This is a genomic window from Deltaproteobacteria bacterium, from assembly GCA_020845775.1.
Lineage (GTDB): Bacteria > Bdellovibrionota_C > UBA2361 > SZUA-149 > JADLFC01 > JADLFC01.
Window position 1 is genome coordinate 23,316 of record JADLFC010000011.1, and the last position, 22,632, is coordinate 45,947.

Genomic DNA, 22,632 nt, shown 5'->3' on the forward strand with positions numbered 1-22,632 from the left:
TTTCTGTGGAAGATAATTTAAAACGAGTTGGTTTTTGTTTTTCGGTAGATAGCAAAGACGTGGGGCAAAGGCTAGATAGCTTGCTCACAAACTTTCTGCTGACGGCCTCTAGCGCAGACGACTTGGCTTGCCAGTGGCTTGAAAACACAGCCATTTCTCGGAGTAAGACAACCAAGTGGATTGAAGAAGGTTTAGTGGAGGTCGATGGAGAAGTGGTTTGTAAAGCGTCTTTTCGCCTAAAGCAAGCCGGGAAAATTTCGCTTAACATCGATGTAGGAGCCAACGGACTAGCCATTGAAAGCGATGCGACAGTACCTATAAATGTAGTTTACGAGGATAATTACATTTTGGTCATAGATAAGCCCGCTGGATTGGTGGTTCACCCAGGGGCGGGAAATTACAGTAGGACGCTAGTGAACGGTTTAGTGCACTATTTGGGCGAAGAGTTTAGACTAGTTGGAAGTCTCGAGAGGCCAGGTTTAGTGCATCGCTTGGACAAAGATACTTCGGGATTGTTGGTTGTTGCTAAGACCGGAAAGGCATACGAGCATCTAGTTGGGCAGTTCGGCCAGAGGACGATCGCAAGAGTTTATGTTGCACTGGTCGTTAGATTGCCAAGCGGAGATGGTACGATAGACATGTCAGTTGGACGGCATCCGATCGATCGTGCGCGAATGGAGGTGGGCGTTCGCGGTGGGAAGGAGGCTCTGACCTTTTGGAGTATTCGAGAAGCGCTTAAGTATGGTTTTTTGCTTGAACTAAAACTGGCAACTGGTAGAACACATCAGATTCGCGTGCATTTAAAGGCCTGTGGTGCGGCAATAGTTGGCGATAAAAAATACTCAGTTGCGAAGCGAGATATTCCTGCTCATTTGCGAAAGGCAGTGGATAATTTTGGGAGGCAGGCACTGCACGCTACGCGTTTGGAGCTGATACATCCCAAGACAGAACGAGTAGTTTCGTTCGATAGTCCGATTCCAGAAGATATGCAAATGCTTATAGCGCAGTTTCGTGCCTGAAGTGTATGCTCGGAGGAAAATAAATGTTTCTACAAAAGACTTGTAACTCGACTAACTATTGGACATTGAGTCGATGGGATGAGGCAGGATTGCTGCATGGCTTTGTCGGTCGCGATATTGACGTCAGTGGGTCAAACCTCAAGTTTCATGAGTGCTTTGGGAAGGACAAAGAGCTAGTGCTGCTTTCTCAGGTGCATGGAAACAAGATAGTTGATGTTGGAAAGTGTTTGAGTGATAAGATTGCTGTAAGCGACTTTGGCGACTTCGAGGCCGATGCTTGGATGAAACACCGAGATGACTCAGCGGAAAGGAAAATAGTTCTCGGAATAAAAACGGCCGATTGTTTTCCCGTGTTGATGTGGGATCCCAATAGTAACTACTGTGCGGCTTTGCATTGCGGATGGCGGTCTACGATGCTGGGAATTGTCGAAGTGGCTGTTAGCTGGTTTTGCGAGCGTGGCGCTAGGGTGCAGGACATAGAACTGGCTATTGGGCCGGGTGCCCAAAGTTGCTGTTATGAAGTGGGCCTTGAGTTAATAGAGCAGTTTTCCAATTCTGGAGCTGAGCTTAGGTATCGCCAATCGTCTATTCCTGGAAAGATAATGGCCGACATCGCGACTGTAATTTCAGATAAGGCTCGTAGCAGCGGGCTAATCGAAAAAAAAATATTTTGCCTTGGTCTTTGCACGATTTGCGATAGCAGGTTTTTCTCCTTCCGCCGCGAAAAGTCTCAAGCAGGCAGACAGCTTAGCTTTATTTGCTAGCTACTAGATGCGATTAGCGGGATTTATTTAGTGATGTCAATGCGTTAGCGTTTTTTTCGCACGTTGACAAAGATGCTCAGAAAGGGAGATAATAGAAGTGTATATGGTTGCTGGCGCAGCATAACTAGGCGGTAGGTTTATTATGCTGTTAAGCCAGCATGTAAAAATCGGTAATGCCAGGAAATATATTAATGGAGGAACCGCCCTTATGGAAAAAGTAGACCGCGAATTAATAGCTGAGATCGCACCGTCTAACCCTCGTTTGCAGGAATTATATGAAGAGCATGTGGCGTTAGAAAAGGAGCTCAGGCAATATCAAGGTCTGTCAGAGTACTCTCCCGAGATGGCGATAAGGAAGAGAGAGTTAAAGAAGCAAAAGTTAAAGGGAATGGATGACATAATGGGCATCCTAGCAGAGCACAGGAGAGGTTGCGGTTGTGAAGTAAATGCTAGCTAGCTGATTACTTCGAGGTAGTTAATTTAATTGTAATTATTGTGCTAGGTAATAAATTAGGCGCCTTTTTCCCGGAATCGGAGAAAAAGGCGTTTTTTTGTATATAGGCGTTTCTTTTTTTAAAGGAGTTATGCGCGATATCGAAAATCTTACGGTAGCGGTAGTGGGCGCTACGGGAGCGGTTGGGCGAGAGATGCTCGCAGTTTTAGAGCAGCGAGGCTTCCAGCTTGCTAATATTAGGCTATTTGCGAGCAAGAAATCTGCGGGGAGCAGACAGAGTTTTAACGGCCGTGATGTTTTAGTAGAAGAGTTAAATGAGACCTGCTTTAAGGGCGTCGATATAGCCTTGTTTTCGGCCGGTTCGCGCGTCAGTGCGGAATTTGGTCCAATAGCTGCTAAGAGTGGAACCGTAGTTGTAGACAACTCGAGCTATTTTCGCATGAATGAAGATGTTCCGCTTACTGTTCCGGAAGTCAATGCTCACAGTCTGAAGGAGCTTATTAGGGGAATGAGCCACGAAGAGGGGCTTATAATTGCCAATCCGAACTGCTCGACTATTCAGATGGTGGTAGTGCTTAAGCCGCTCTTGGAGCAGGCAGGTCTTCGCCGCGTGGTGGTTTCGACCTATCAGTCAGTATCGGGTGCTGGCAAGCTTGCGATGGATGAATTGTGGAATCAGACTATGGCCATAATGAATCAGCGCGAGATTAGCCAAAAAGTCTTTCCTCATCGCATTGCGTTTAACTGCATTCCGCATATCGATACTTTTTTAGACAATGGTTACACGAAGGAGGAAATGAAAGTAGTTAATGAGACGCGGAAGATTTTGGCTTTGCCAGAGCTCTTAATTACGGCTACAGCGGTGCGCGTTCCAGTATTTTCTTGTCACTCCGAGTCGGTGAACGTTGAGACAGAAAGGCCTTTGTCGCCAGAAGATGCACGTGAGCTCCTTAGAAAGAGTCCCGGAGTAATTGTCGTGGACGATCCCGGTGAATCAATTTACCCCTTGTCGAGCGACATTGTTGGAACAGATGCGACATATGTTGGGCGCATCAGGCGGGATTTTTCCGTAGAAAATGGGCTAAACATGTGGATTGTGGCGGACAATTTGCGCAAAGGAGCGGCGTTAAATGCTGTTCAAATAGCGGAGTTAGTGGTGGATTCTTGGAGTAGAAGACAGTAGTTTAGGTTTCCCAGAGTATGGTGGGTTACCAGTCATCGGAATCGTCTGTGGATTGGGTGTTTTCTTTCGGGGCCTCGACAAAGATACTTAGCCCGAGCGCTCCGCTAGTAAGTATCCAGCTTGTTAGTAGCGCAAGAGTTACTTGAGTAGAGTCTAGCGTCAAGGTGAAAGTAAATACGAGCGCAAGGATTGCGCCAAAGCTATAGAGTTTTACTAGCAGGCGGGCGGATGGGAAGGATTCCAGTTCCGCTTTGCCATTTTCTTTAATTATATCGCGTGCCACGTCTTTTACCCAATGTGCTTGTCTTCCTATTTTGTCGGCAACTTGTTTAAATAGCTTAAGCGAATGATGTGTCGACGATGAAAATAAAACTAGAATTAGAGTATAGCCCTGGAACATATAGTGGATGGCAGTCTCAGCCAGGTCTTCTAACTATTCAGGGAGAACTGGAGAATGCGCTCGCAATTTTTCTAAAAAGCCAGTACAAAAAGGCAGCCAGGGAGGAGCCGGGAGAAACGAACTCTTTTGTAACCATAACTGGTAGCGGGCGAACGGACGCTGGCGTTTTTGCTAAAGGGCAGGCTGCTAGTTTTTCCTGGCCTAGCGACGTGCCAATTGACACATCGAGGCTAAAATGTGCGCTAAATGCTCTGACCTCGCGAGAGCTCTTAGTGCGTAATGTTGAGGTCATGCGAGACGACTACGACGCGCGACATAGTCCACACGTAAAATGCTATAAATACAATTTAGTGCTAGGCACTCGCGGGGGCGGTTATTACGGCAAAATTGCATGGTGCGTTGGGGAGCAGGTAGTAGATATTCCAGCTATGATAAGCGCCGCGCGATATCTTAGAGGTTGTCGGGATTACTCTTCCTTTAGGGCTAAAGATTGCACGGCAAAGAGCACCGTAAGAACGTTATTGCTTAGCGAACTCTCGCGCACTGGCCCCAATAGTTTGGTGTACGTCGTGTGTGGCAGTGGTTTCCTTAAACAGATGATTCGCATAATTGTGGGAACGCTTGTCGATGTGGGAAAGGGAAAAATTACTTTTGAAGAGTTTAAAAACATTGTAGAAGCAAGAGATAGAAGGCGTGCCGGACAAACAGCGCCGGCATGTGGTCTCGTGTTGGAGTGGGTCAGGTACGCGGATAATTATGTTCCGATAGGGTAATCATGGCGTTGCAGACACTTATAGAAATATTGCAAGAGCGCATTTTGGTGCTAGACGGTGCCATGGGCACCATGATTCAGCAATATAACTTTTCGGAAGAGGATTTTCGGGGAAAGCGTTTTTCTAAACACCTTAAGCAGCTTAAGGGCAACAACGATTTGCTCGTTCTCACGCATCCCGACGTCATCGAGGGCATACATCGTTCCTTTCTTAGCGTAGGTGCGGATATCATCAGTACGAACACGTTTAATGCCAATAGGGTATCGCAGAGCGATTATGGCACGGAGGATGTTGTTTTTGAGCTAAATCTGGAGGCAGCTAGGCTCGCTAGGCGAGCGGCGGACGAGTTTTCTCAGCAGAACTTAGCTAAGCGCCGGTTTGTCGCTGGCGCCATTGGGCCTACTAATAAGACGGCTTCCCTTTCGCCAGATGTGAGCGATCCAGGTTTTCGCGGAATTGTGTTTGATGAATTAGTGGCTGCGTATGAGGAGCAGATAAGAGGTTTGTTGGCGGGAGGTGCAGACATTTTGTTAATCGAAACAGTGTTTGACACGCTTAACTGCAAGGCCGCTCTTTATGCCATAGATCGAGTTCGCGAGGATCTTAAGATAAGTTGTCCGACGATGATTTCGGCTACGGTAACAGATCGCAGCGGACGTTTGCTGTCCGGTCAGACGGTCGAGGCATTTTGGATTTCTGTTTCTCATGCTAAGGAGCTAGTCAGCGTTGGCCTGAATTGTGCCTTAGGCGCCGAGCACATGCGGCCGTTTATCGAGGAATTGTCGCGCGTGGCCTGTACTCATATTAGCATTTACCCAAATGCGGGGTTGCCAAATGAGTTTGGTGAGTATGTGGAGACGGCGGATATTTTGGCTGCGCATGTCGAATATCTTGCGGCGAATGGCTTTGTAAATATAGTTGGGGGATGTTGTGGGACGACTCCGGCACATATTAAGGCTGTTAGTGACGTCGTGGATAGGCATGCTCCGCGACCTAGGCCAACTTTAAATAAGACGCTGCGCCTTAGTGGCTTAGAGGCGTTTGTAGTTGAGGCAAACAGCAATTTTATAAATATAGGCGAGAGAACCAATGTCAGTGGTTCTAAGCGTTTTGCTAAACTCATTTCCGATGGTCAGTATGATATTGCCCTAGATATTGCGCGCAAACAGGTCGAGGCTGGAGCGCAGATTATCGATATAAATGTGGACGAGGGGTTGTTGGATTCCGAAAAGGTAATGACTACTTTTTTAAATCTCATGTCTGCTGAGCCGGATATTGCTCGAGTGCCTTTTATGCTCGACTCCTCGAAGTGGTCAGTTTTAGAGGCTGGGCTTAAGTGTTTACAGGGGAAGGCAGTTGTAAACTCAATAAGTTTAAAGGAGGGCGAGGATGAGTTTAAGCGGCAGGCGCGGGAAATAATGCGCTATGGTGCTGCAATAGTTGTCATGGCGTTTGACGAGGTCGGTCAGGCCGATACCTTTGATAGACGGTGCCAAATTTGCGAGCGGGCATATCGCATTTTGACCGAGGAGGTGGGGGTACCGCCGGAGGATATTATTTTCGATCCAAATGTTTTAGCTGTGGCAACGGGGATGGAGGAGCACAATGATTATGCGGTCTCGTTTATCGAAGCTACGCGTTGGATTAAGGGCAATTTACCGTATTCGCGGGTTAGTGCTGGGGTGAGTAATGTGTCGTTTTCCTTTCGTGGCAATGATGGGGTGAGAGAGGCGATGCATTCGGTTTTTTTGTATCATGCTACGCGAGCCGGGCTAGATATGGGGATTGTTAACGCGGAGAGGTTGATACCATATCCGAATATACCGCAGGATTTGTTGCTGCTTATAGAGGACGTTTTGTTTAATCGTCGCAAAGATGCCGGAGAGCGTCTAATTGCCCATGCTGCCGGTATTCAGGACGATTATAGGGCCGGAGGAAAGGCCATGGAGCATGAGTGGCGCCATGGGTCGCTAGAGGAGCGTTTGGGGCATGCGTTATTGAAGGGCAGTACGGATTATATCGAGTTAGATGTAGAGGAGGCGCTAGGGAAGTACGGAAGCGCCCTAGCTGTTATAGAGGGGCCGTTGATGGATGGGATGAATATAGTTGGGGATTTGTTTGGTTCTGGCAAGATGTTTCTTCCTCAGGTAGTAAAGAGCGCCAGGGTGATGAAGAAGGCGGTGCGGCATCTTGTTTCCCGCATGGATGCTGATTCTGGCAACTGGCAGAGCGGGAAAAAGCGGGCCAAAATCTTGCTTGCTACTGTAAAGGGCGACGTCCACGATATTGGGAAGGGCATCGTATCTGTTGTGCTAGGGTGTAATAATTACGATATTATCGATTTGGGTGTTATGGTGCCTTGCGATAAGATTATTGACGCGATTCGGCGCGAGCAGGTTGATATTGTAGGGTTGAGTGGGCTCATCACGCCTTCCTTAGACGAGATGGTTCATGTGGCTACGGAGATGGAGCGCGAGGGCCTTTCGATTCCCTTAGTCATTGGCGGAGCGACTACTTCGAAGAAACATACGGCAGTGAAGATTGCTCCAGTTTACAGTGGCCCGGTGGTGCATGTGTTGGATGCGTCGAGAGGGGTAGCAGTTGCTAATAGCCTTGTTAGTTTAGGATTGAGGGAGGCCTTTTTAAGGGAAGTAAGGGAAAGTTATGACAAGATTCGCGAGACTCATTTAAATCGGGATGCCGAGAAGCAATATGTGAGTATCGCGCAGGCGCGAAATAATAGGCTGGTTACTGATTGGGAGCGGGCACTGATCCCGACGCCCAAACGATTAGGGGTATCGGTGATTGATGATTTTTCGCTCGCGCGCTTGGTCGAATTCATAGATTGGATGCCGTTTTTTAATGCCTGGGGCATTAAGGGGAAGTTTCCCGATGTGCTTTCGTCGCCGCATGTAGGAAAACAATGCCGCGAACTGTATGCCGATGCTCAGAAAATGTTAGAGGAGATTATCAAGCGGCGAAGTTTGAGAGCACAGGCTATTTTTGGTTTATTTCCGGCAAACAGCGGAGACTGCGATGATATAGAAGTTTATGCAGACGAAACTCGCCGTGAGATTATCGCAGTTTTCCGCACGTTAAGGGAGCAAGATTTAAAGCGACGAGGTATATTTAATTTGGCGCTTGCAGATTACGTCGCGCCTAGGAGTTCAGGCGTAAGGGATTATATAGGTGCTTTTGCCGTGACTGCTGGTATCGGAGTTGAGGCGATGGTAGAGGCTTTTCAGCACGATGCGGATGAATATGGCTCGATAATGGTTAAGGCCCTGGCCGATCGTTTAGCGGAGGCGGCGGCTGAGTGTTTACATTTAGACGTGCGTAAGGAGTATTGGGGTTATGCGCCGGAGGAGAATTTAGAGAAGCTCGGTCTAATTAGAGAGCGGTATCAGGGTATTAGACCCGCTCCCGGTTATCCAGCATGTCCGGACCACACTGAAAAGGCTATGCTTTTTAGACTTCTCGGCGTCGAGCAGAAAACTGTAATTCGCTTGACGGAGACCTTTGCGATGTATCCCGCAGCTTCTGTTTGTGGGCTCTACTTTGAGCATCCCAAGGCAAAGTATTTTGGCATTGGCAAAATTGAACGCGACCAAGTGGAAGACTACGCTCGTCGTAAGGGCATGACTGTAGAGGAAGTGGAGAAGTGGCTGTCGCCGAACATTAGGTAACGTCGGAGTTCAGTGCGTATTTATTGGCATTTCTATCGAGCATAATATTTGCAGTAGCTTGTGGTGGTTCAGGCGGAGGAGGTAGCGATTCTGGAGAAATCAGTATCGCAGTGAAGCTTATTTTGACCGATGGCGATACGGTTGTCGCTAGAAGCTTGCCGCTTGGCAAGGGCTGGAGTGGTTTAGAAATAATTTCGTCAGCCTACGCAGGTGAGGTAATTGGTGGAGTGCCTTTAGTAGGTGCTACTGTTAACCTTTTTGTCATTTGCAGAGACCGTAGTTGGTGGGGGAGCATCGGTGTCTGTGCTTCACAAAAGACCGAGAATTGCCTAGACAAAATGGGCGTAAATAGTGATAATATAGGGAGTTTTTGTTGGTATTGTGGCGGTTGAGCCGCATTGCTATGGCTTACGTTGGTGATTTAATAGAAGGCGCTTTGGACTAGGTTAGGTGGTATGATTCGAGTTGCTTGGTTTTCTCCCATTGCCGAGAACAATATGCTTAGAAGTGCGGCGTTTACGAGGCGGGTTCTCGAAAAGTTGGGGCTGCACTTCGATGTAGAGCTCTTCATAGACGATAGCGATTGGAGTCAGCTACTCATAGACGGGAAGTTGACGCCAATCATGGGAGTCTCGGTTTTTCCTTACCAAGTGGCTTTTTTGCGAAACGAGATAGAACCATTTGACGCATTTGTCTATCATATGGAAGATGCGCCCGAATGTGCTTTCGTTAAGACCATGCTCGCAATGTGGCCAGGCATAGTGTTTTTTCACGATTTGGCCTTTAACTCATTGGAGCTAGCTCTGCTGGGACACGCAACTACCGAGACCGCCTTAAATGCCAAAATGGTCGAGATGTTTGGGGACAACGCACCACGGCTTGGCGACTGGCAAGCACGGGGGTGGCCCATAGAGGTGTTTAGTAGCTGTTACCCTATGGGTTGGGAACAGATAAAGAGTGCCGAAGTCTTGGTGCTCTCTAGCGAGGCGGCTTTGAGAGCCATAGCAAACTGCAATCTGTCTACTAAAACCGAAACATGCGCCGTGCCGGTAGACGTGATTAAGGACGGATTCGTTCGCATGTCCCGTAGGCGACACAGGAGAAGTTTAGACATCTCAAGTGAGGCGTTCATGGTCGGTTTCCAGGGAACGCACAAAGTGCGCGATAGAATCCATGCCGCATTGGAGGGCTTTGCGCTTTTTAAAAGGGAGGTTATAGCGGCTAGCGATAGCGAAACTGATAACGAAAAAAATGCCCTATGGTTTTTGTGGATTGTGGGGTCGGCTGAGGAAGAGAGAGATGCAGAGGATTTGGTGGAAAGCAAGGCAAGAATATATCCAGAGCTTCAAACTGGAGTAATTATCGCGACGGCAGATCTCGACGCTACCGTTTTAAGCCTGCTTTCCGCTGTAGATGTAATGCTAGCAATGAGTTTTTCACCTTTAAGCCCAGCCGTGCCACTAGTGGCATATGAGGCTTTTGCTAGAGGGATACTGGCAATTTTGTCCGATGATAGAGCTGCTGCGGAGATTCCAACCGCATGTGCGCTTAGAGTTCAGCTCGGCAAGGGAGAGCGGGAGATGCTCGCGGCGACTCTTAGAGAGCTATACTTAAACGAGGGACTGCGCGATGCGCTTAGAGAGAACGCGCGGGCATATATCGATATGGCGTGTGCAAGCGACTGCGTGTCCCTAGATGTTAGAGCTATTATTGAGGAACATAGAGGTTCGCTAGTGCAGAAAAGAGCAGAGAGGCAAGCGGATATGGATGTGCTAAGGAAGGACCTCATTTATGCTTTAAAACAGCGCCATGTCGAGCACGAGTTGGCGGTAGTGGACTTTGGCCAAGAGATGCGCGAGCGCAATTCGCGCCTTGTCGACGAAACGTTAGGCAGCTTGTTGTGATGTCAAAGCGGAAAGCAGTAATCAATTCTCTTGCATTTGTAGTTCCCCGCTTCGGAAAAGATTTAGGCGGCGGCGCGGAGACCTTAGTACGCCAAATCGTCCTCGCACTAAAAAACAGGCGCGACTTTGTTGATATATATGCTCAACAAAATGGCGAATCTCCAGACCGACTTCAGGCTGTAAAGAACTTAGAAGTGTGGACTACTTGTGCGCGAGATCATCGCACTTGGCTAAATGAACTTCCCGCTGGCAAATCTGAGGAGGAAGGCATTAGCGTTTGGAGATTTCCTGTCGATGAGCGCGATACGGATACGTTCATTCATTTTGAATTGGCTATGCGGGAGGGTAAGGTTTTAAGCACGGACGAACAGCTGGATTGGTTAGAAAATAGCGTAAACTCTAAAGCTCTTTACCGTCACATAGCGGAACGAGGTTCCAGCTTCGATGCAATTGTTTTTGCGCCTTATCTATTCGCGACTAGCTTTTGGGGGGCACTTATTTATCCAGAGCGCTCATTTGTTATCCCCTGCCTTCACGATGAGCATTATGCTTACCAATCCGTTTTTAAATATCTGTTCTCGTCCGTGAGAGGCTTAATATTTAACTCCTCTGCAGAGAGGGATTTGGCCCAGGAACTATATAATTTCGGGGACGACGAAAAGCCGCGCATGGCAGTTGTGGGCATGGGGTTTGATGTCCATAGGGAGCGCGGTAGCCTAAAGGATGAGCGAACTCATTGCAGAAAAGCAGTGCAGGAGAAATTTGGAAACCGAGGTTTAGCGACCACCTATTTGTTGTATGTCGGTAGAAAGGAAGAGGGAAAGAATTTACACTTGCTAATTAAAGCTTTCAGTGAATTTCGAGCGCGGCATCCGAGAGCGAGTCTGCAATTGGCAATTGTGGGGTCCGGAGATATTGCTTTTCTCGATAGTCTACCAGAGGGGGTAATAGATCTAGGCTTTGTTAGCGAAGCAGAGAAGTCATTGCTCCTTCAAGGCGCTCTGGCGCTTTGTCAACCGTCCGTTAATGAGTCGTTTTCCATTGTAGTAATGGAGAGTTGGTTAGCAGGTACGCCAGTAGTAGTGCATGCGAATTGTTCCGTAACTAGAAATCATGTGCTTAGTTCTGGCGGGGGCTTGTATTTCGCGGATGAGAATGAGTTTGTAGCAGTAGTTGAAGCATTGCTAAACAGCGATGAGCTTGGAAGTGTTCTTGGAATTAGCGGATATGATTACGTCTGTAAAAACTATTCCTGGGAAGCGGTAATGTCGAGACTTTATGGAGCGCTCGAGGGTTTTAAGGTTATTGACGTTACAAGTCAAAGTGAAGCAAAATACTTAAATGATGACTCAAAACAATCCGCACCCATTACCGCCAGAGGCAAGGCGGCGAATCGAGGAGCTTTCTAGGCTCATAGAAGAAGCCAATAAACAATACTATATAGAAGATAATCCAAGCATTTCAGATGCCGAGTACGACAAACTTTTTCGCGAACTCGAAGATTTAGAGCGGCAGTTTCCACAATACGCATTGTCAAGTTCACCTACCAGGCGCGTCGGTGCGGGAGGTGGAGAGGTATTTTCGCCCGTCAAGCATAGAGAGCCAATGCTATCCCTTGCCAATGCCTTTGATGCAAACGAAGTTCGCGAGTTCGATACGAGGGTGCGAAAGCTTCTCGAGGATAAAAGCGACAGTGTGAGCTATTTGGTCGAGTACAAATTTGATGGTCTTGCTATCGAACTCGTATACAATAAGGGACGACTGGAGGTTGCTTCGACCAGAGGCGATGGTTTTGTTGGCGAGAACGTAACCGATAACGTAAAAACCATTTCGACTGTGCCGCAGCTAATAAAGCAGCGGGGCATTATCGCTAAATTGCCAGAGAGGTTTGAGGTTCGCGGTGAAGTCGTTATAAAAAAAATGAGTTTCAAGGAACTCAATGTCGAGCGCGCCGCAAACGGCGAGCCGCTATTTGCGAACCCGCGAAATGCCGCCGCCGGAAGCATCCGGCAGCTCGACTGGCGAGTTACCGCTAGTAGGCCCTTAGATTTTTTCGCGTATTCCATTAGTAGTTCACAGGAGTTTCTATCCTCTCAGAGCGAAATGCTCGAAGTGCTAACAGATCTCGGATTCGTGGTTGGGGGCGAGAGAATGCTGGCGCGGGATATTGAGCAGGTACTTAGCTTTTTTAGCAAACTCGAGCAAAAGCGGGAGGAGTTGCCTTTTGAAATTGATGGTATCGTATGCAAAGTAGATTCAATCGCTCATCAGCGAACTTGTGGGACTCGGTCCAGAAGCCCACGGTGGGCTATCGCGGTTAAATTTAGGCCAAGTGAGGCGGTTACAAGACTAATAGATATAGCAGTGCAGGTTGGTCGAACTGGAGTGCTCACGCCAGTAGCAGAGCTCGAGCCAGTAAATATTGGGGGAGTGGTGGTTAGAAGAGCTACGCTTCACAATCGCGAGGAGATCGAGCGGAAGGATATTAGAATAGGGGATACCGTCGTCGTTAGAAGGCAGGGAGATGTTATTCCTGCTATTGTTTCGGTGGATACGTCGAAAAGGGCCGGGCGCGAGCAACTATTTGTGTTCCCAACTGAGTGCCCTGTTTGTGGCGGCGAGGTAAGGCGCGAATCGGCCGAGGATGTTCAGCTGCGGTGCTCAAATCCACATTGCAAGGCTAAGTTAATAGAGCGCCTTAAACACTTCGTTGGGAGAAGAGCTTTTGACATAGAGGTGTTGGGAGAAAAGCACCTGGAGCAATTTATCGAAGCGGGCTTACTTAGCCGCAGCGCTGATATTTTTTTTCTCGGCAAAGAGGATTTGATGAGCATTCCGAGGATGGGCGAGAAATCCGCTAGTAATTTGATTAACGCGATTGAGAAAAGCAAGAATATAACTTTCTCACGGTTTATTTACGCATTGGGTATTAGACATGTGGGGGAGCGCACTGCTCAGTTAGTTGCCGAAGCGGCGGGTTCCCTAAATGCGCTTATGGAAATGTCGCAGCTCGAGTTCGAGCAGATTGAGGATGTCGGACCTGTGGTGGCAAATTCGCTAGTGCAGTTTTTTAATAGTTCTCAGGAGAGGTCGAATATTAAGGCGATGATCGATGCTGGCGTTAGCATAAGTTATTACAATGCAAGCGTTAGCAAGGGGGTGTTTAGCGGGGAGGTTGTGGTTTTAACGGGAGCGCTCGAATCTATGAGTAGGGATGAGGCTAAAGAGACAATTGAGCGAGCCGGAGGGAGAGTCAGTGCCTCGGTTAGCAAAGCTGTTACCTTGGTCGTCGCTGGAGACAATCCGGGCTCAAAATGCGATAGGGCCCAGGCCCTGGGAATCGCAATCATCGGGGAAAAGGAGTTATTGTCGAGACTTAGTGGTGCTTAGATGATTTCTAAAGATCTACTATCCCGAATGCCACGCCGCACTGGTGTCTATCTCATGAAGGACAAGGCTGGCAAAGTCGTTTATGTCGGCAAGGCTAATAATCTACAGGCCCGGGTTCGTAGTTACTTTAACGAATCCGATGCGCGTTACAGCGTGCGCTTTATAGTGGAAGCGGTGTGTTCGATTGAGACCATCGTAACAGAAGACGAGCGCCAGGCACTTATACTGGAAGGCGATTTAATAAGAAAGTTCAAGCCACGATATAATGTGCGACTTAAGGACGATAGGGCTCCGCTTTTGGTTAGGATTGACGAGCATGGCGAGTGGCCGCGCATAGAGCTCGTCCGCAGTCATGTGGAGGACGGGGCGCGCTATATCGGGCCTTTTGCCTTTAGTTACGAATTGCGGGCGATGTTGGAAACAATTCAAAGCACTCTTTTGCTTAGAACGTGTAGCGATAAGGTATTGCATAATCGAATTCGCCCGTGCTTGGATTATCAGATCAAGCGCTGCTGTGGGCCGTGTTGCATAGATGTAGATAGAAAACTTTATGAATCGTATGTGCAGGCTGCTATCTCTATCCTTGAGGGTAAGAACACTGATGTAATTGAGCAGATGGAGCGCGAGATGCAAAGAGCTAGCGATGAGATGCGGTACGAGGATGCGGCCTCACTTCGCGATCGCATTGGCGCGTTAACAAAGGCCGGACGAGAAGGCGTTTCCACTGTGACAGTTGCCGGCGGTTCCAAGGATTGCCTTGGTTTATACAGAGAGGGGAACAGGGCCGAGTTTACGGTTCTCAAGGTACGAAATGGAAGGCTATTTGAGGCACAGACGTTTGGTCTTGACGGCGTGGAGGTAAGCGATAGAGAGTTGTTGTCAGCGCTGTTGATGCAGTACTACGACGTATGCCGGGATATACCGGAGGAGATATTAGTTGGTTGTGAGATGGAGGATCGACAGATTAGAGAGGAGTTACTAAGCGAGAGGATTGGGCGAAGAGTAAAAATAGTTTTGCCGCTTAAGGGCGCGAAGGCTAGAGTCCTCGCGTTAGCGCAGGAAAATAGCTATCAAAATTTCAGGGCGCGTTGTGGTGTCGGTGTCTCCTGGGAAAGCGCGCTGCGCGGTATTCAGCGGGCCTTTGGGCTTTCCGAGATGCCTAGGATTATAGATTGCGTGGATATTTCTCACTTCCAAGGGGGTGCAACAGTTGGTTCTGTTGTGTCATTCTGTGATGGCAGTCCCCATAAGGAGAGGTATAGGCATTTTCATGTTCACTGCGTTAAGGGCAAGCCAGATGACTTCGCGTCCATAACTGAGGTCTTGAGGCGATATTTGTCGGCCTGTCTTGAGCAAGATGCCTTGCCAGATTTAATGATTGTCGATGGCGGAAGGGGGCAACTGTCGCAGGCGTTAAAAGTTAAAAAGGAGCTAGCCTTAGAAACTTTGCCCGTGGTGGGCTTGGCAAAACGACGAAAAATGCGGGCGAGCTACGGCAGTGAGGCGGATTTTCGCTACAGACCGGAGCGAATTTATTTAGAGAATGAGGTAGCGGCTCGAGTGTTAGAGCCATCAAGTTCATCTCTTCGTTTACTTGAACGCATTCGAGATGAGGCACACCGCTTTGGCATTTCATTTCATCGAAGCGTACGTGGAAAACGCCTTTTTGTCTCCCGTTTGGACAAGATTCATGGCGTGGGGCCTAGGAGAAGGAAAGAGCTGCTTCGCGAGTTTGGTGATGTGCAAAGTATTGCAAGCAGTAAACCTGAGGAGTTGGTATCGAGGTGCAAGATGCCAATGCGGCTTGCACGGCGAATTATAGATTCACTTTCTACTAAGAGCGTTGAGGAGTAGCGATATGCATAAAGCCTCTAAGCGAGATATGCATAAGGAGGATTGTTGCGGATGGCAGGTGGATGTTGCTTGGGAAAAAATGTATAGGGCGCTACTTCTTGCGCGGTATTTTGAGGAGGAGATGCTGTTGCTGCTAAGGAAAGGGCAGTTATCTAAATGGTTTTCAGGGATTGGACAAGAGGCGATATCGGTTGGGAGCACTTTGGCGATGGACGAGGAGGAGTACATCCTGCCGCTTCATCGCAATGTCGGTGTGTTTACTACTCGTGGTGTGCCAATAGTGCAAATGCTCAATCAGATTCGCGGCATGGCTGGTGGTTTTACAAAGGGCCGAGATCGCTCGTTTCATTTTACAAGCGTTCAGCACAGGATCGTCGGGATGATTTCTCACCTGGGTGCGCAATTACCTGTCGCCGATGGCCTAGCGCTTGCTAGCGTTTTACGGGAGGACAAAAAGGCGGTTCTCGTATTCTGCGGAGATGGTTCAACGAGTCAGGGCGATTTCCACGAGGCGCTTAATGTGGCTGCGGTTTGGGATTTGCCGGTAATATTTTTAGTCGAAAACAACGGCTATGCCCTGTCTACGCCGACTAAAGAGCAGTATCGTTGCAAATCGCTCGTAGAGCGCGCCGTTGGCTACGGAATGCAGGGGGTGCAGATCGATGGGAATGATTGTCTCGCGGTCTATATCGCTATGAGACGGCTACTTGTAGAGATTCGCCGCCGTCCGCGGCCTGTAATGGTCGAGTGTATAACCTTCAGGATGCGCGGGCACGAAGAGGCGTCCGGGGTGAAGTATGTGCCGTCGGAGCTAATAGATGATTGGGTCAAGAAGGACCCAATCGTCGTGTTCGAAGGCGAGTTGCGGCGCCTAAAAGTGTGTAGTCCCGAGGAGCTCGTAGTTATTAGAGATGATGTAAGGCAGGAGGTAAAACAGGGGGTTGAGAGTGCGGGGAATGCGGCGTCCATAGTGGTCGATTCTGAACGAGAGCTTGAGGATGTATATGCTGCCGGGAAGAAGGATCGCCATGAATTGGAGACAACATCGCCATCACGGTTAGTGGCAATGCGCTTTTGTGACAGCATAACTGATGCGCTAGGTTGTGCCATGCGAAAATTTCCGGAACTCGTCATCATGGGGCAAGACATTGCCGAGTACGGCGGGGTATTTAAAATTACTGAAGGCTTGTTAGAGGAGTTTGGCGCAAAGAGAGTGAGAAACACTCCGCTCTGCGAGTCAGCCATAATTGGCGCGTCGCTAGGACTTTCATTAGGCGGCTTTAAGTCGGTAGTAGAGATGCAGTTTGCTGACTTTGTAAGTTGTGGATTTAATCAGATAGTCAATAATCTGGCAAAATGCCATTACAGAACAGGCGCGGTCGCCGATGTTGTTATTCGAATGCCAACTGGGGCTGGAACACGGGCTGGGCCGTTTCATTCGCAATCGACTGAGGCTTGGTTCTTTAATACGCCGGGGTTAAAGATCGTTTATCCATCTACGCCGTTTGATGCCAAGGGATTATTGTTAGCCGCGATTGAGGATCCAAACCCAATTATGTTTTTCGAGCATAAGCTTTTGTATCGTACGCTAAAGGAAGACATTCCGGAAGATTATTATAGTGTAGAAATCGGCAGAGCGAGGATTGTTCAGGAGGGGGAAGATGTGGCGATTATTACTTATGGTCAAGGCGTACATTGGGCAAGAAAGCTTGCCGATAGCGATGGCAAGCACTCGATCTATATTTTAGATTTGCGTAGTCTCAAGCCACTTGACTATGAGGCAATAGAGCGAGCGGTCAAGGCTACGGGTCGGGTCTTAATATTGCATGAAGCGTCGTTGATGGGCGGCATTGGAGCTGAGATTGCGGCTTACATTTCTGAGCATTTATTTTCTTACTTGGATGCACCGGTCGTTCGCTGTGCTAGCCTCGATACTCCGGTTCCTTTTGCAGCGGCGTTGGAGGATGATTTTTTGGCAGTCTCGCGGTTGATGGCAGCATTTAAGAAGGTTCTTCTTTACTAGACGACGCATAGTATCTGGGCTATGCCAGTAATTTGTGTGGTGATTTCAGGTACTTAAATTTTGTCTTCAAATTATTGTTTTATTGCTGTATATATACCGTTTCCAAAAAGTAAGTTAAATATTTTACTTTTTGGAAACGGTATATGTTGTTTATTGGCAAGTGCTTACGCACTTCCTGTTTATACCATTTACAAAAATTCTTTTTGCAAATGGTATAAATGGCTCTGGAGTCGGATATTGAGTTGTTAGGGTATGATAGTCGGCTCCTATATCTAAGTAGTGTTTTAGTGGGTAGTATCGAGCAGTGAAAAAGCAGTTTTCTTGTAGTAAGTCTTTTCTTCGGCATGGTGACGTTGTTTGTGGAGAATGTGGTGTTAGTTCGCTGATGTTTGCCATGGTAAGTCTTGGTGCCATGGGTTTCTTGGCGTTGTATTTCAATTTAGCTTCTTATATTTCGGCGCAATCTACCGTGGATGCCGCGGCGAATGCCGTCATGCGCTGTCTGATACCAACTGATGCGGATTGTGTTGAGTATTTGGAAACTCCTCAAGAGAAACCGCTTTTTGATTGGTATGGGTATGCCGTTGGCGATGGCGGCGAGACTGAAACAGAGGTTTGGCTTTCTGAGATGGATTATTCTGCCTCCATGAATCAACGAACCTGGAGCGCGCAGTATGCTAGCTACCAGTCCCACTGGCAGCAGCGGCAGGTGGCGTACGATACTTACATTGTGCCCGAAAAAGAATTTAGGCCGGTTTATAGCCGCTATGTTACCAAGACTGGCGATGATAATAAGGTGCGTTTTAAAAAGCGAGACGTTCACTACAGGCCTTCTCATTCTTTCTTAAGGCATTTTCCTGGCTTTGAAACTAATGAATCTGCTCATTGGTCTTCCTGGCTTACGGGCGAGCCGTTGTATAGCTCATTGGATGAGCCAATTAATGAAATCAGCCTTTCTCCGGGAGAGGTGAGAGAGATTCAGCATGTTATTCAAATTCCTCTGCTTCCAGAAATTGCCCCAAACATTTCTTGTATCGACAACAATGGGAGCGACTGCGATGTTGCGGCCTTGGCAGGTGGAGATGGTGACAGCAAGACATGGCAGCATACGGCGTATTTGGCTTTAAAAGTATTTGCGCAGATAAAGGCAAAAAATGGCACGGCATCGGCTAAGTGGGGACGAGACGATGAGGATGCCTTTTCCAGGGCTGGTTTATGGGTAGATGTATATGACGGTAATGGAAACAAGCTAAGGACTGAATGTTTGGGCGGAAGGGTTTATTCACAGGCTGTCGACGGGGACGAATGGCAAGGCTATAACTTGTGGACGAGAGGTCCCGCGGGAGCGCATGGAGGAAATAGCGATGGAGTTTGTCCAGGCGGCGATACTTCGCACGATAACATTGCAGTGCCGCGCGGTGGAAAGGCCATAGTTAGGGCTTATTTAAAGGCCCATGAGTCTTACTCGCCGCTGTTAGCGCGGGTTAATTTCGCCTGGTTTTTTGACAATTATCTTCCTGTCGAGAAGACGGAATTTGTTGAGGCGGATTGCGAGGAAGTGTACCTGCCGGGGGAACTCGAGTCGGAATGTATTGAGGCGGCGCAGTGTGGTTTAAGTGCGGTTTGGGAAACTGTCGATAGCTGCGTTACTAGGCGTTTAGATGGAGAGGGGGTGATTACTACGGCGGTTTGCGAAAGGGGGGCAGATAGTATCGAGATTGCGGAGGTAAAGCCTCTTGTTTCGTACCGTGCAGCAGTTTGCGAAGATGCCTGGCATATTGATCCCAGTAATAAGGTTGTAACTTCGCCAGAGGAGTTTGTCGCGGTAGCCAAGGATTTAAATCGCGCGAAGCTAATAGCGGGTGTTGATGTAAAGGTGTGTGGTTGGGAAGAAACGAGAAAAGAACTTGAGGTAGGTTCGATTCCGGATAATTGCAGCGCTTCGGCGCCTCAGGCTAGAATTCATGCCTGTCAGGACGCCCCGATGGGTGAGGTGGGCGAGGTCGACGAATGCAGAGGTATTTCTGAGCTTAGAGCGAAGTGGCAGAGAGTTGCGAGAGACTTAAATATTAAACAAAGCAGGCTTCCAAGGGAGGCGGTATCGTTTCCCGAGAATGAGATTGAGTTTGACTGGAGCGATATTACAAACGATCGCTGGGAGGATAGCTGGACTATTCCGATGTATAATGGTCGCCCAATCGAGGGAGAGGCATTGCGAGTAGTTAGTGACAATGAGCTTAGAGACGAGCAGCATTGGGTTAGACAGTTTGAGCGCAAAATATTGCCCAAGTGGGAGGAGCCAAATTCTAGGGATTTTATAGCGGCTGTAAAGGCAGAGGGTGGAAAGAAGGGTGGTTCTTGGGAGGAGTATTTGCGAAATTTCGATGAAAATATTCGAGTAGTTGATAAGGGAGTAACTAAAGCTAGTATCTCGTCGGTTTATCCTTTTATAGAGCCAGTTTACGAGATCTATTGGGGAAGTGTGCTTCAACCACCAGTATATGATTTCAATCGCGATGGCATCGCAGATGCCGAATGTCATGATGAGCATAGGAAGTATTCTGGGCTTGACGAGATGTTAAGGGAGTTTGCAGCTAAACAATTTGCCGAGGCTAATGAGAAGAACGAGGGAGGAGAATTTGTGTATGCGTTTGAGGGGGAAGGCTTACAGAGCAAGATGAAATTTTTGGGGGCGTTTAGAGGGCAGCCAAAATTAGAGCTTGGCAGTTGTGCGCCTACTCGAACAAACAAGAGGACGACTCCTCGGGATGGCGATAAGATGGTTTATCTCGGTCGCAGTGCTGAGCGACCGATTGCCTGTGATGACGGAACGTTCTTTTATTGCTCTTCTGTTAGCAACGAGACGAACGTTCAGTTGGGTGAAACTATTATGACTACGGATTACAAGGCGGCCATTGAGAGGGGGGCTAGAGAAATTCGAGCTGTGTTTCCGCAGGCGCATTTCGCCGAAAAATGCTTGGAGTCCGATGGGAGATGTTTTAGTATAAGAATCGACGACGAGGATTCTTATCACACAAAGGTGCTTTTGAGTTACAATGTGCCGTTAAGCTTTCCACTGGATAAGTTGCTAAACTCTAAGACGATATCGGTTTACTCACTGAAGGAGGAGATCCGCCAGCTAGAGACAGTTAACAACCTGGTTCAAGGTGGAATTGTGCGCTAAACTTCGCGCCGTTTTCGGTTGTAGTCGTAGCGGAGCTGGACTAATTCCACGGCAAGTGCAAAGGCCATTGGCAAATAGAGATAAGGTTTGGGGATTTCGTGGTGAAATGCCTCCATGCAAAGAGTCACGCCAATACAGAGAAGAAATGCTAGCGCGAGGATTTTTAGTGTGGGGTTGCTTAGGACAAAATTTGCAATAGGTTTTGCAAATATCAATACCAGTGCAAAAGAAACCACTACGGCCCCAACAATCACTAGCATATTTTCCGAAAGTCCCACGGCGGTCACTACAGAATCGAGCGAAAACACTGCGTCCAAGGCGACAATTTGCGTAACTGCTGACGAGAAGGTAAGTGCAATCTTTTCGGAATTAGCAGGATCGCTCGATAACTCCACCACGTGGTGCATTTCCTTTGCCGCTTTGTAAAGAAGAAACAAGCCTCCTGCTAGCAAAACCAAATCGTGCACGGAGAGAGAAGCAAGTATGGGCGAACTCATCTTTTGCAGCCAAGTAACGCCAAAAAGCATAGAAACGCGCAATAGTAGAGCTAGGCCTAAGCCCGAAATCCTAGCGATGCTTTGTTCCTGTCTTGGGAGACGACCGGTTATAATAGAAATTACCAGAATGTTATCAATTCCCAGGACTAGTTCAAGGCCCACCAAAAGGGCAAAAGTTCCTAGTAAATTTGGGTCAAATAAATTTTCCATCAACGGGCTACTAGCAAAGTGCCACCTACAGCGCAAGTGATAACGACCGATATAGTTGTTGATTTGAAGTTCTGTTTTGTGCTGCTGATACCACTCCAAAACTAGCGTTAATGCTCTGCGTGGAAACTTACCATTTACAATGCCAGACTCAACACAGAACGAAACTCTGAACCATCCAATCCACCCAACTTCAAGCTAAAAACTACGGAGGGGGGGGGATTCGAACCCCCGGTGCGGGTTAACGCACACTTGATTTCGAATCAAGCACCTTCAACCACTCGGACACCCCTCCAAAAAAAAGAAACGTTGAAGCAATCGACTGGAAAACGGTATACTATTTTGCGCTAAAACATGCAAAGGTTCTGTGTCGGGTTACCATGGACGAGATGCTTTTAATTCTTCCAAAATATTGAGGTAAGAGGCATAGCGACTTTCGGCAATTTGCTTTTCCCTAAGGGCATTTAGCACCCCGCATTGAGGTTCTACTGTATGCGAGCAGTCTGCGTATTGGCAGTCCCGCTCGAAAGACGAAAATTCCAAGAACGCATTGCGGACTTCTAAGGCACTTAAGTGCGAAACTCCAAAATTTTGCAGGCCTGGTAAATCGACGAGGATTAGCGGCATGGCAGCAGATTTTCGTGGCATTATATAGCCGTAGGCCTGCGTCGTAGTTTGTTTGCCTTGGCCCGACTTCTCGCTTACAGTTCGAGTTTTTGCATCTGCCGTTGGAACCAGGCGATTTAGCATGGTGCTCTTACCGACACCAGAAATTCCCACCAACCCGACTATCTCTAGTTCGGGATTTTCTAGGCGCATTCTTAACTCATCGACGCCCAAATTACTCTTGGCGCTTAAAAAGCTTATTTCGTATCCCAATTCTTGGTAGATTTTGGCAATGTTTTGTACGCGAGCGAGCTCATCTGTTAAATCGCTCTTGTTTACAGCAATGGTTTGTGCAATGCCCTCATTTGTCGATGCTACTAATACTCGGTCTATAAAAACAGCATTTGGCGCAGGTTCCGGTGCGGAGACAATTATTAACAAGTCAAGATTAGCTATGAGCTGCTTCTGCTTTCCCAAATACGAGCGCGATAGGCAATTTTTCCTTTCGCGAATCTCAGTGACTACTTTATCTCTGCCTTCTTGACTAACTAATACTTTGTCGCCGACACAGGTATCTAACTTGCTGTTAAGAGCGCGACCCAGGCAAATATCGCCATTCTTAGTAACAAGCTCAACATAACGACGCGTGCGAGAAATGACGAGACATTCTTCCTGCTGCATTGGTGCT

16 protein-coding genes and 1 tRNA gene are annotated in these 22,632 nt (G+C 48.0%); 13 read left to right on the forward strand and 4 right to left on the reverse strand.

Translation table 11 applies throughout. The annotated features are described in order from the left end of the window. The first annotated feature begins 5 nt into the window (after positions 1-5). From IT291_00575 to IT291_00590, 4 genes are all read left to right on the forward strand, one after another. Positions 6-1,019 (forward strand): RluA family pseudouridine synthase, encoded by a 1,014-nt coding sequence (locus IT291_00575; protein ID MCC6219715.1) that lies wholly within the window; start codon positions 6-8, stop codon positions 1,017-1,019. A gap of 23 nt (positions 1,020-1,042) precedes the next feature. After that, a complete protein-coding gene (locus tag IT291_00580; protein MCC6219716.1) occupies positions 1,043-1,783 on the forward strand; it encodes a polyphenol oxidase family protein in 741 nt (246 codons plus the stop codon). A 208-nt stretch (positions 1,784-1,991) separates the two neighbouring features. After that, positions 1,992-2,240 carry a hypothetical protein gene (locus IT291_00585; GenBank protein ID MCC6219717.1) on the forward strand — a complete coding sequence of 83 codons (249 nt, stop codon included), beginning with the start codon at positions 1,992-1,994 and terminating at the stop codon, positions 2,238-2,240. Positions 2,241-2,367: 127 nt separating this feature from the next. Next, positions 2,368-3,420, forward strand: a complete 1,053-nt coding sequence (locus tag IT291_00590; protein MCC6219718.1) for an aspartate-semialdehyde dehydrogenase — start codon at positions 2,368-2,370, stop codon at positions 3,418-3,420. Between the two features lie 25 nt (positions 3,421-3,445). Here IT291_00590 and IT291_00595 read toward each other — a convergent pair whose 3' ends face one another. Continuing rightward, positions 3,446-3,703 (reverse strand): hypothetical protein, encoded by a 258-nt coding sequence (locus IT291_00595; GenBank protein MCC6219719.1) that lies wholly within the window; start codon positions 3,701-3,703, stop codon positions 3,446-3,448. Positions 3,704-3,780: 77 nt separating this feature from the next. Here IT291_00595 and IT291_00600 point away from each other — a divergent pair, with 77 nt between their 5' ends. From IT291_00600 to IT291_00640, 9 genes are all read left to right on the forward strand, one after another. After that, a complete protein-coding gene (locus IT291_00600) occupies positions 3,781-4,593 on the forward strand; it encodes a tRNA pseudouridine synthase A (GenBank protein MCC6219720.1) in 813 nt (270 codons plus the stop codon). A 2-nt stretch (positions 4,594-4,595) separates the two neighbouring features. After that, positions 4,596-8,279 (forward strand): methionine synthase, encoded by a 3,684-nt coding sequence (gene metH / locus IT291_00605; GenBank protein ID MCC6219721.1) that lies wholly within the window; start codon positions 4,596-4,598, stop codon positions 8,277-8,279. Between the two features lie 23 nt (positions 8,280-8,302). Next, positions 8,303-8,671, forward strand: coding sequence for a hypothetical protein (locus IT291_00610; GenBank protein MCC6219722.1), 369 nt, complete (start codon positions 8,303-8,305; stop codon positions 8,669-8,671). Between the two features lie 63 nt (positions 8,672-8,734). After that, entirely contained in the window at positions 8,735-10,183 is a 1,449-nt protein-coding gene (locus IT291_00615) for a glycosyltransferase (GenBank protein ID MCC6219723.1), read from the forward strand. Then, on the forward strand, positions 10,183-11,592 hold the full coding sequence (locus IT291_00620) for a glycosyltransferase (GenBank protein ID MCC6219724.1): 1,410 nt from the start codon (positions 10,183-10,185) through the stop codon (positions 11,590-11,592). Before IT291_00615 ends, IT291_00620 begins: the two co-directional genes overlap by 1 nt. After that, positions 11,528-13,573: an NAD-dependent DNA ligase LigA gene (ligA, locus tag IT291_00625; GenBank protein MCC6219725.1), complete on the forward strand. Its 2,046-nt coding sequence runs from the start codon at positions 11,528-11,530 to the stop codon at positions 13,571-13,573. Before IT291_00620 ends, ligA begins: the two co-directional genes overlap by 65 nt. Next, entirely contained in the window at positions 13,574-15,427 is a 1,854-nt protein-coding gene (gene uvrC, locus IT291_00630) for an excinuclease ABC subunit UvrC (GenBank protein MCC6219726.1), read from the forward strand. A 28-nt stretch (positions 15,428-15,455) separates the two neighbouring features. After that, a complete protein-coding gene (locus IT291_00635) occupies positions 15,456-17,450 on the forward strand; it encodes a dehydrogenase E1 component subunit alpha/beta (GenBank protein ID MCC6219727.1) in 1,995 nt (664 codons plus the stop codon). Between the two features lie 304 nt (positions 17,451-17,754). Beyond that, positions 17,755-20,634 (forward strand): hypothetical protein, encoded by a 2,880-nt coding sequence (locus IT291_00640; GenBank protein MCC6219728.1) that lies wholly within the window; start codon positions 17,755-17,757, stop codon positions 20,632-20,634. On the opposite strand, the gene IT291_00645 is transcribed toward IT291_00640, so the two are convergent. The 3 genes from IT291_00645 to rsgA all read right to left on the reverse strand — a co-directional run bounded on the left by IT291_00645 (position 20,631) and on the right by rsgA (position 22,625). Further along, on the reverse strand, positions 20,631-21,341 hold the full coding sequence (locus IT291_00645; protein ID MCC6219729.1) for a TerC family protein: 711 nt from the start codon (positions 21,339-21,341) through the stop codon (positions 20,631-20,633). The two genes, IT291_00640 and IT291_00645, sit on opposite strands and share 4 nt — an antisense overlap. Positions 21,342-21,546: 205 nt before the next feature. After that, positions 21,547-21,633, reverse strand: a tRNA-Ser gene (locus IT291_00650). An 80-nt stretch (positions 21,634-21,713) separates the two neighbouring features. After that, positions 21,714-22,625, reverse strand: a complete 912-nt coding sequence (gene rsgA / locus IT291_00655; GenBank protein ID MCC6219730.1) for a ribosome small subunit-dependent GTPase A — start codon at positions 22,623-22,625, stop codon at positions 21,714-21,716. Positions 22,626-22,632: the final 7 nt, after the last annotated feature.

Coding starts and splice junctions, on each gene's coding strand:
- IT291_00580 (MCC6219716.1), top strand. CDS start 1,043: ATGTTTCTACAAAAGACTTGTAACTCGACTAACTATTGGACATTGAGT.
- IT291_00585 (MCC6219717.1), top strand. CDS start 1,992: ATGGAAAAAGTAGACCGCGAATTAATAGCTGAGATCGCACCGTCTAAC.
- IT291_00590 (MCC6219718.1), top strand. CDS start 2,368: ATGCGCGATATCGAAAATCTTACGGTAGCGGTAGTGGGCGCTACGGGA.
- IT291_00600 (MCC6219720.1), top strand. CDS start 3,781: ATGAAAATAAAACTAGAATTAGAGTATAGCCCTGGAACATATAGTGGA.
- metH (MCC6219721.1), top strand. CDS start 4,596: ATGGCGTTGCAGACACTTATAGAAATATTGCAAGAGCGCATTTTGGTG.
- IT291_00615 (MCC6219723.1), top strand. CDS start 8,735: ATGATTCGAGTTGCTTGGTTTTCTCCCATTGCCGAGAACAATATGCTT.
- IT291_00620 (MCC6219724.1), top strand. CDS start 10,183: ATGTCAAAGCGGAAAGCAGTAATCAATTCTCTTGCATTTGTAGTTCCC.
- ligA (MCC6219725.1), top strand. CDS start 11,528: ATGACTCAAAACAATCCGCACCCATTACCGCCAGAGGCAAGGCGGCGA.
- uvrC (MCC6219726.1), top strand. CDS start 13,574: ATGATTTCTAAAGATCTACTATCCCGAATGCCACGCCGCACTGGTGTC.
- IT291_00635 (MCC6219727.1), top strand. CDS start 15,456: ATGCATAAGGAGGATTGTTGCGGATGGCAGGTGGATGTTGCTTGGGAA.
- IT291_00645 (MCC6219729.1), bottom strand. CDS start 21,341: ATGGAAAATTTATTTGACCCAAATTTACTAGGAACTTTTGCCCTTTTG.
- rsgA (MCC6219730.1), bottom strand. CDS start 22,625: ATGCAGCAGGAAGAATGTCTCGTCATTTCTCGCACGCGTCGTTATGTT.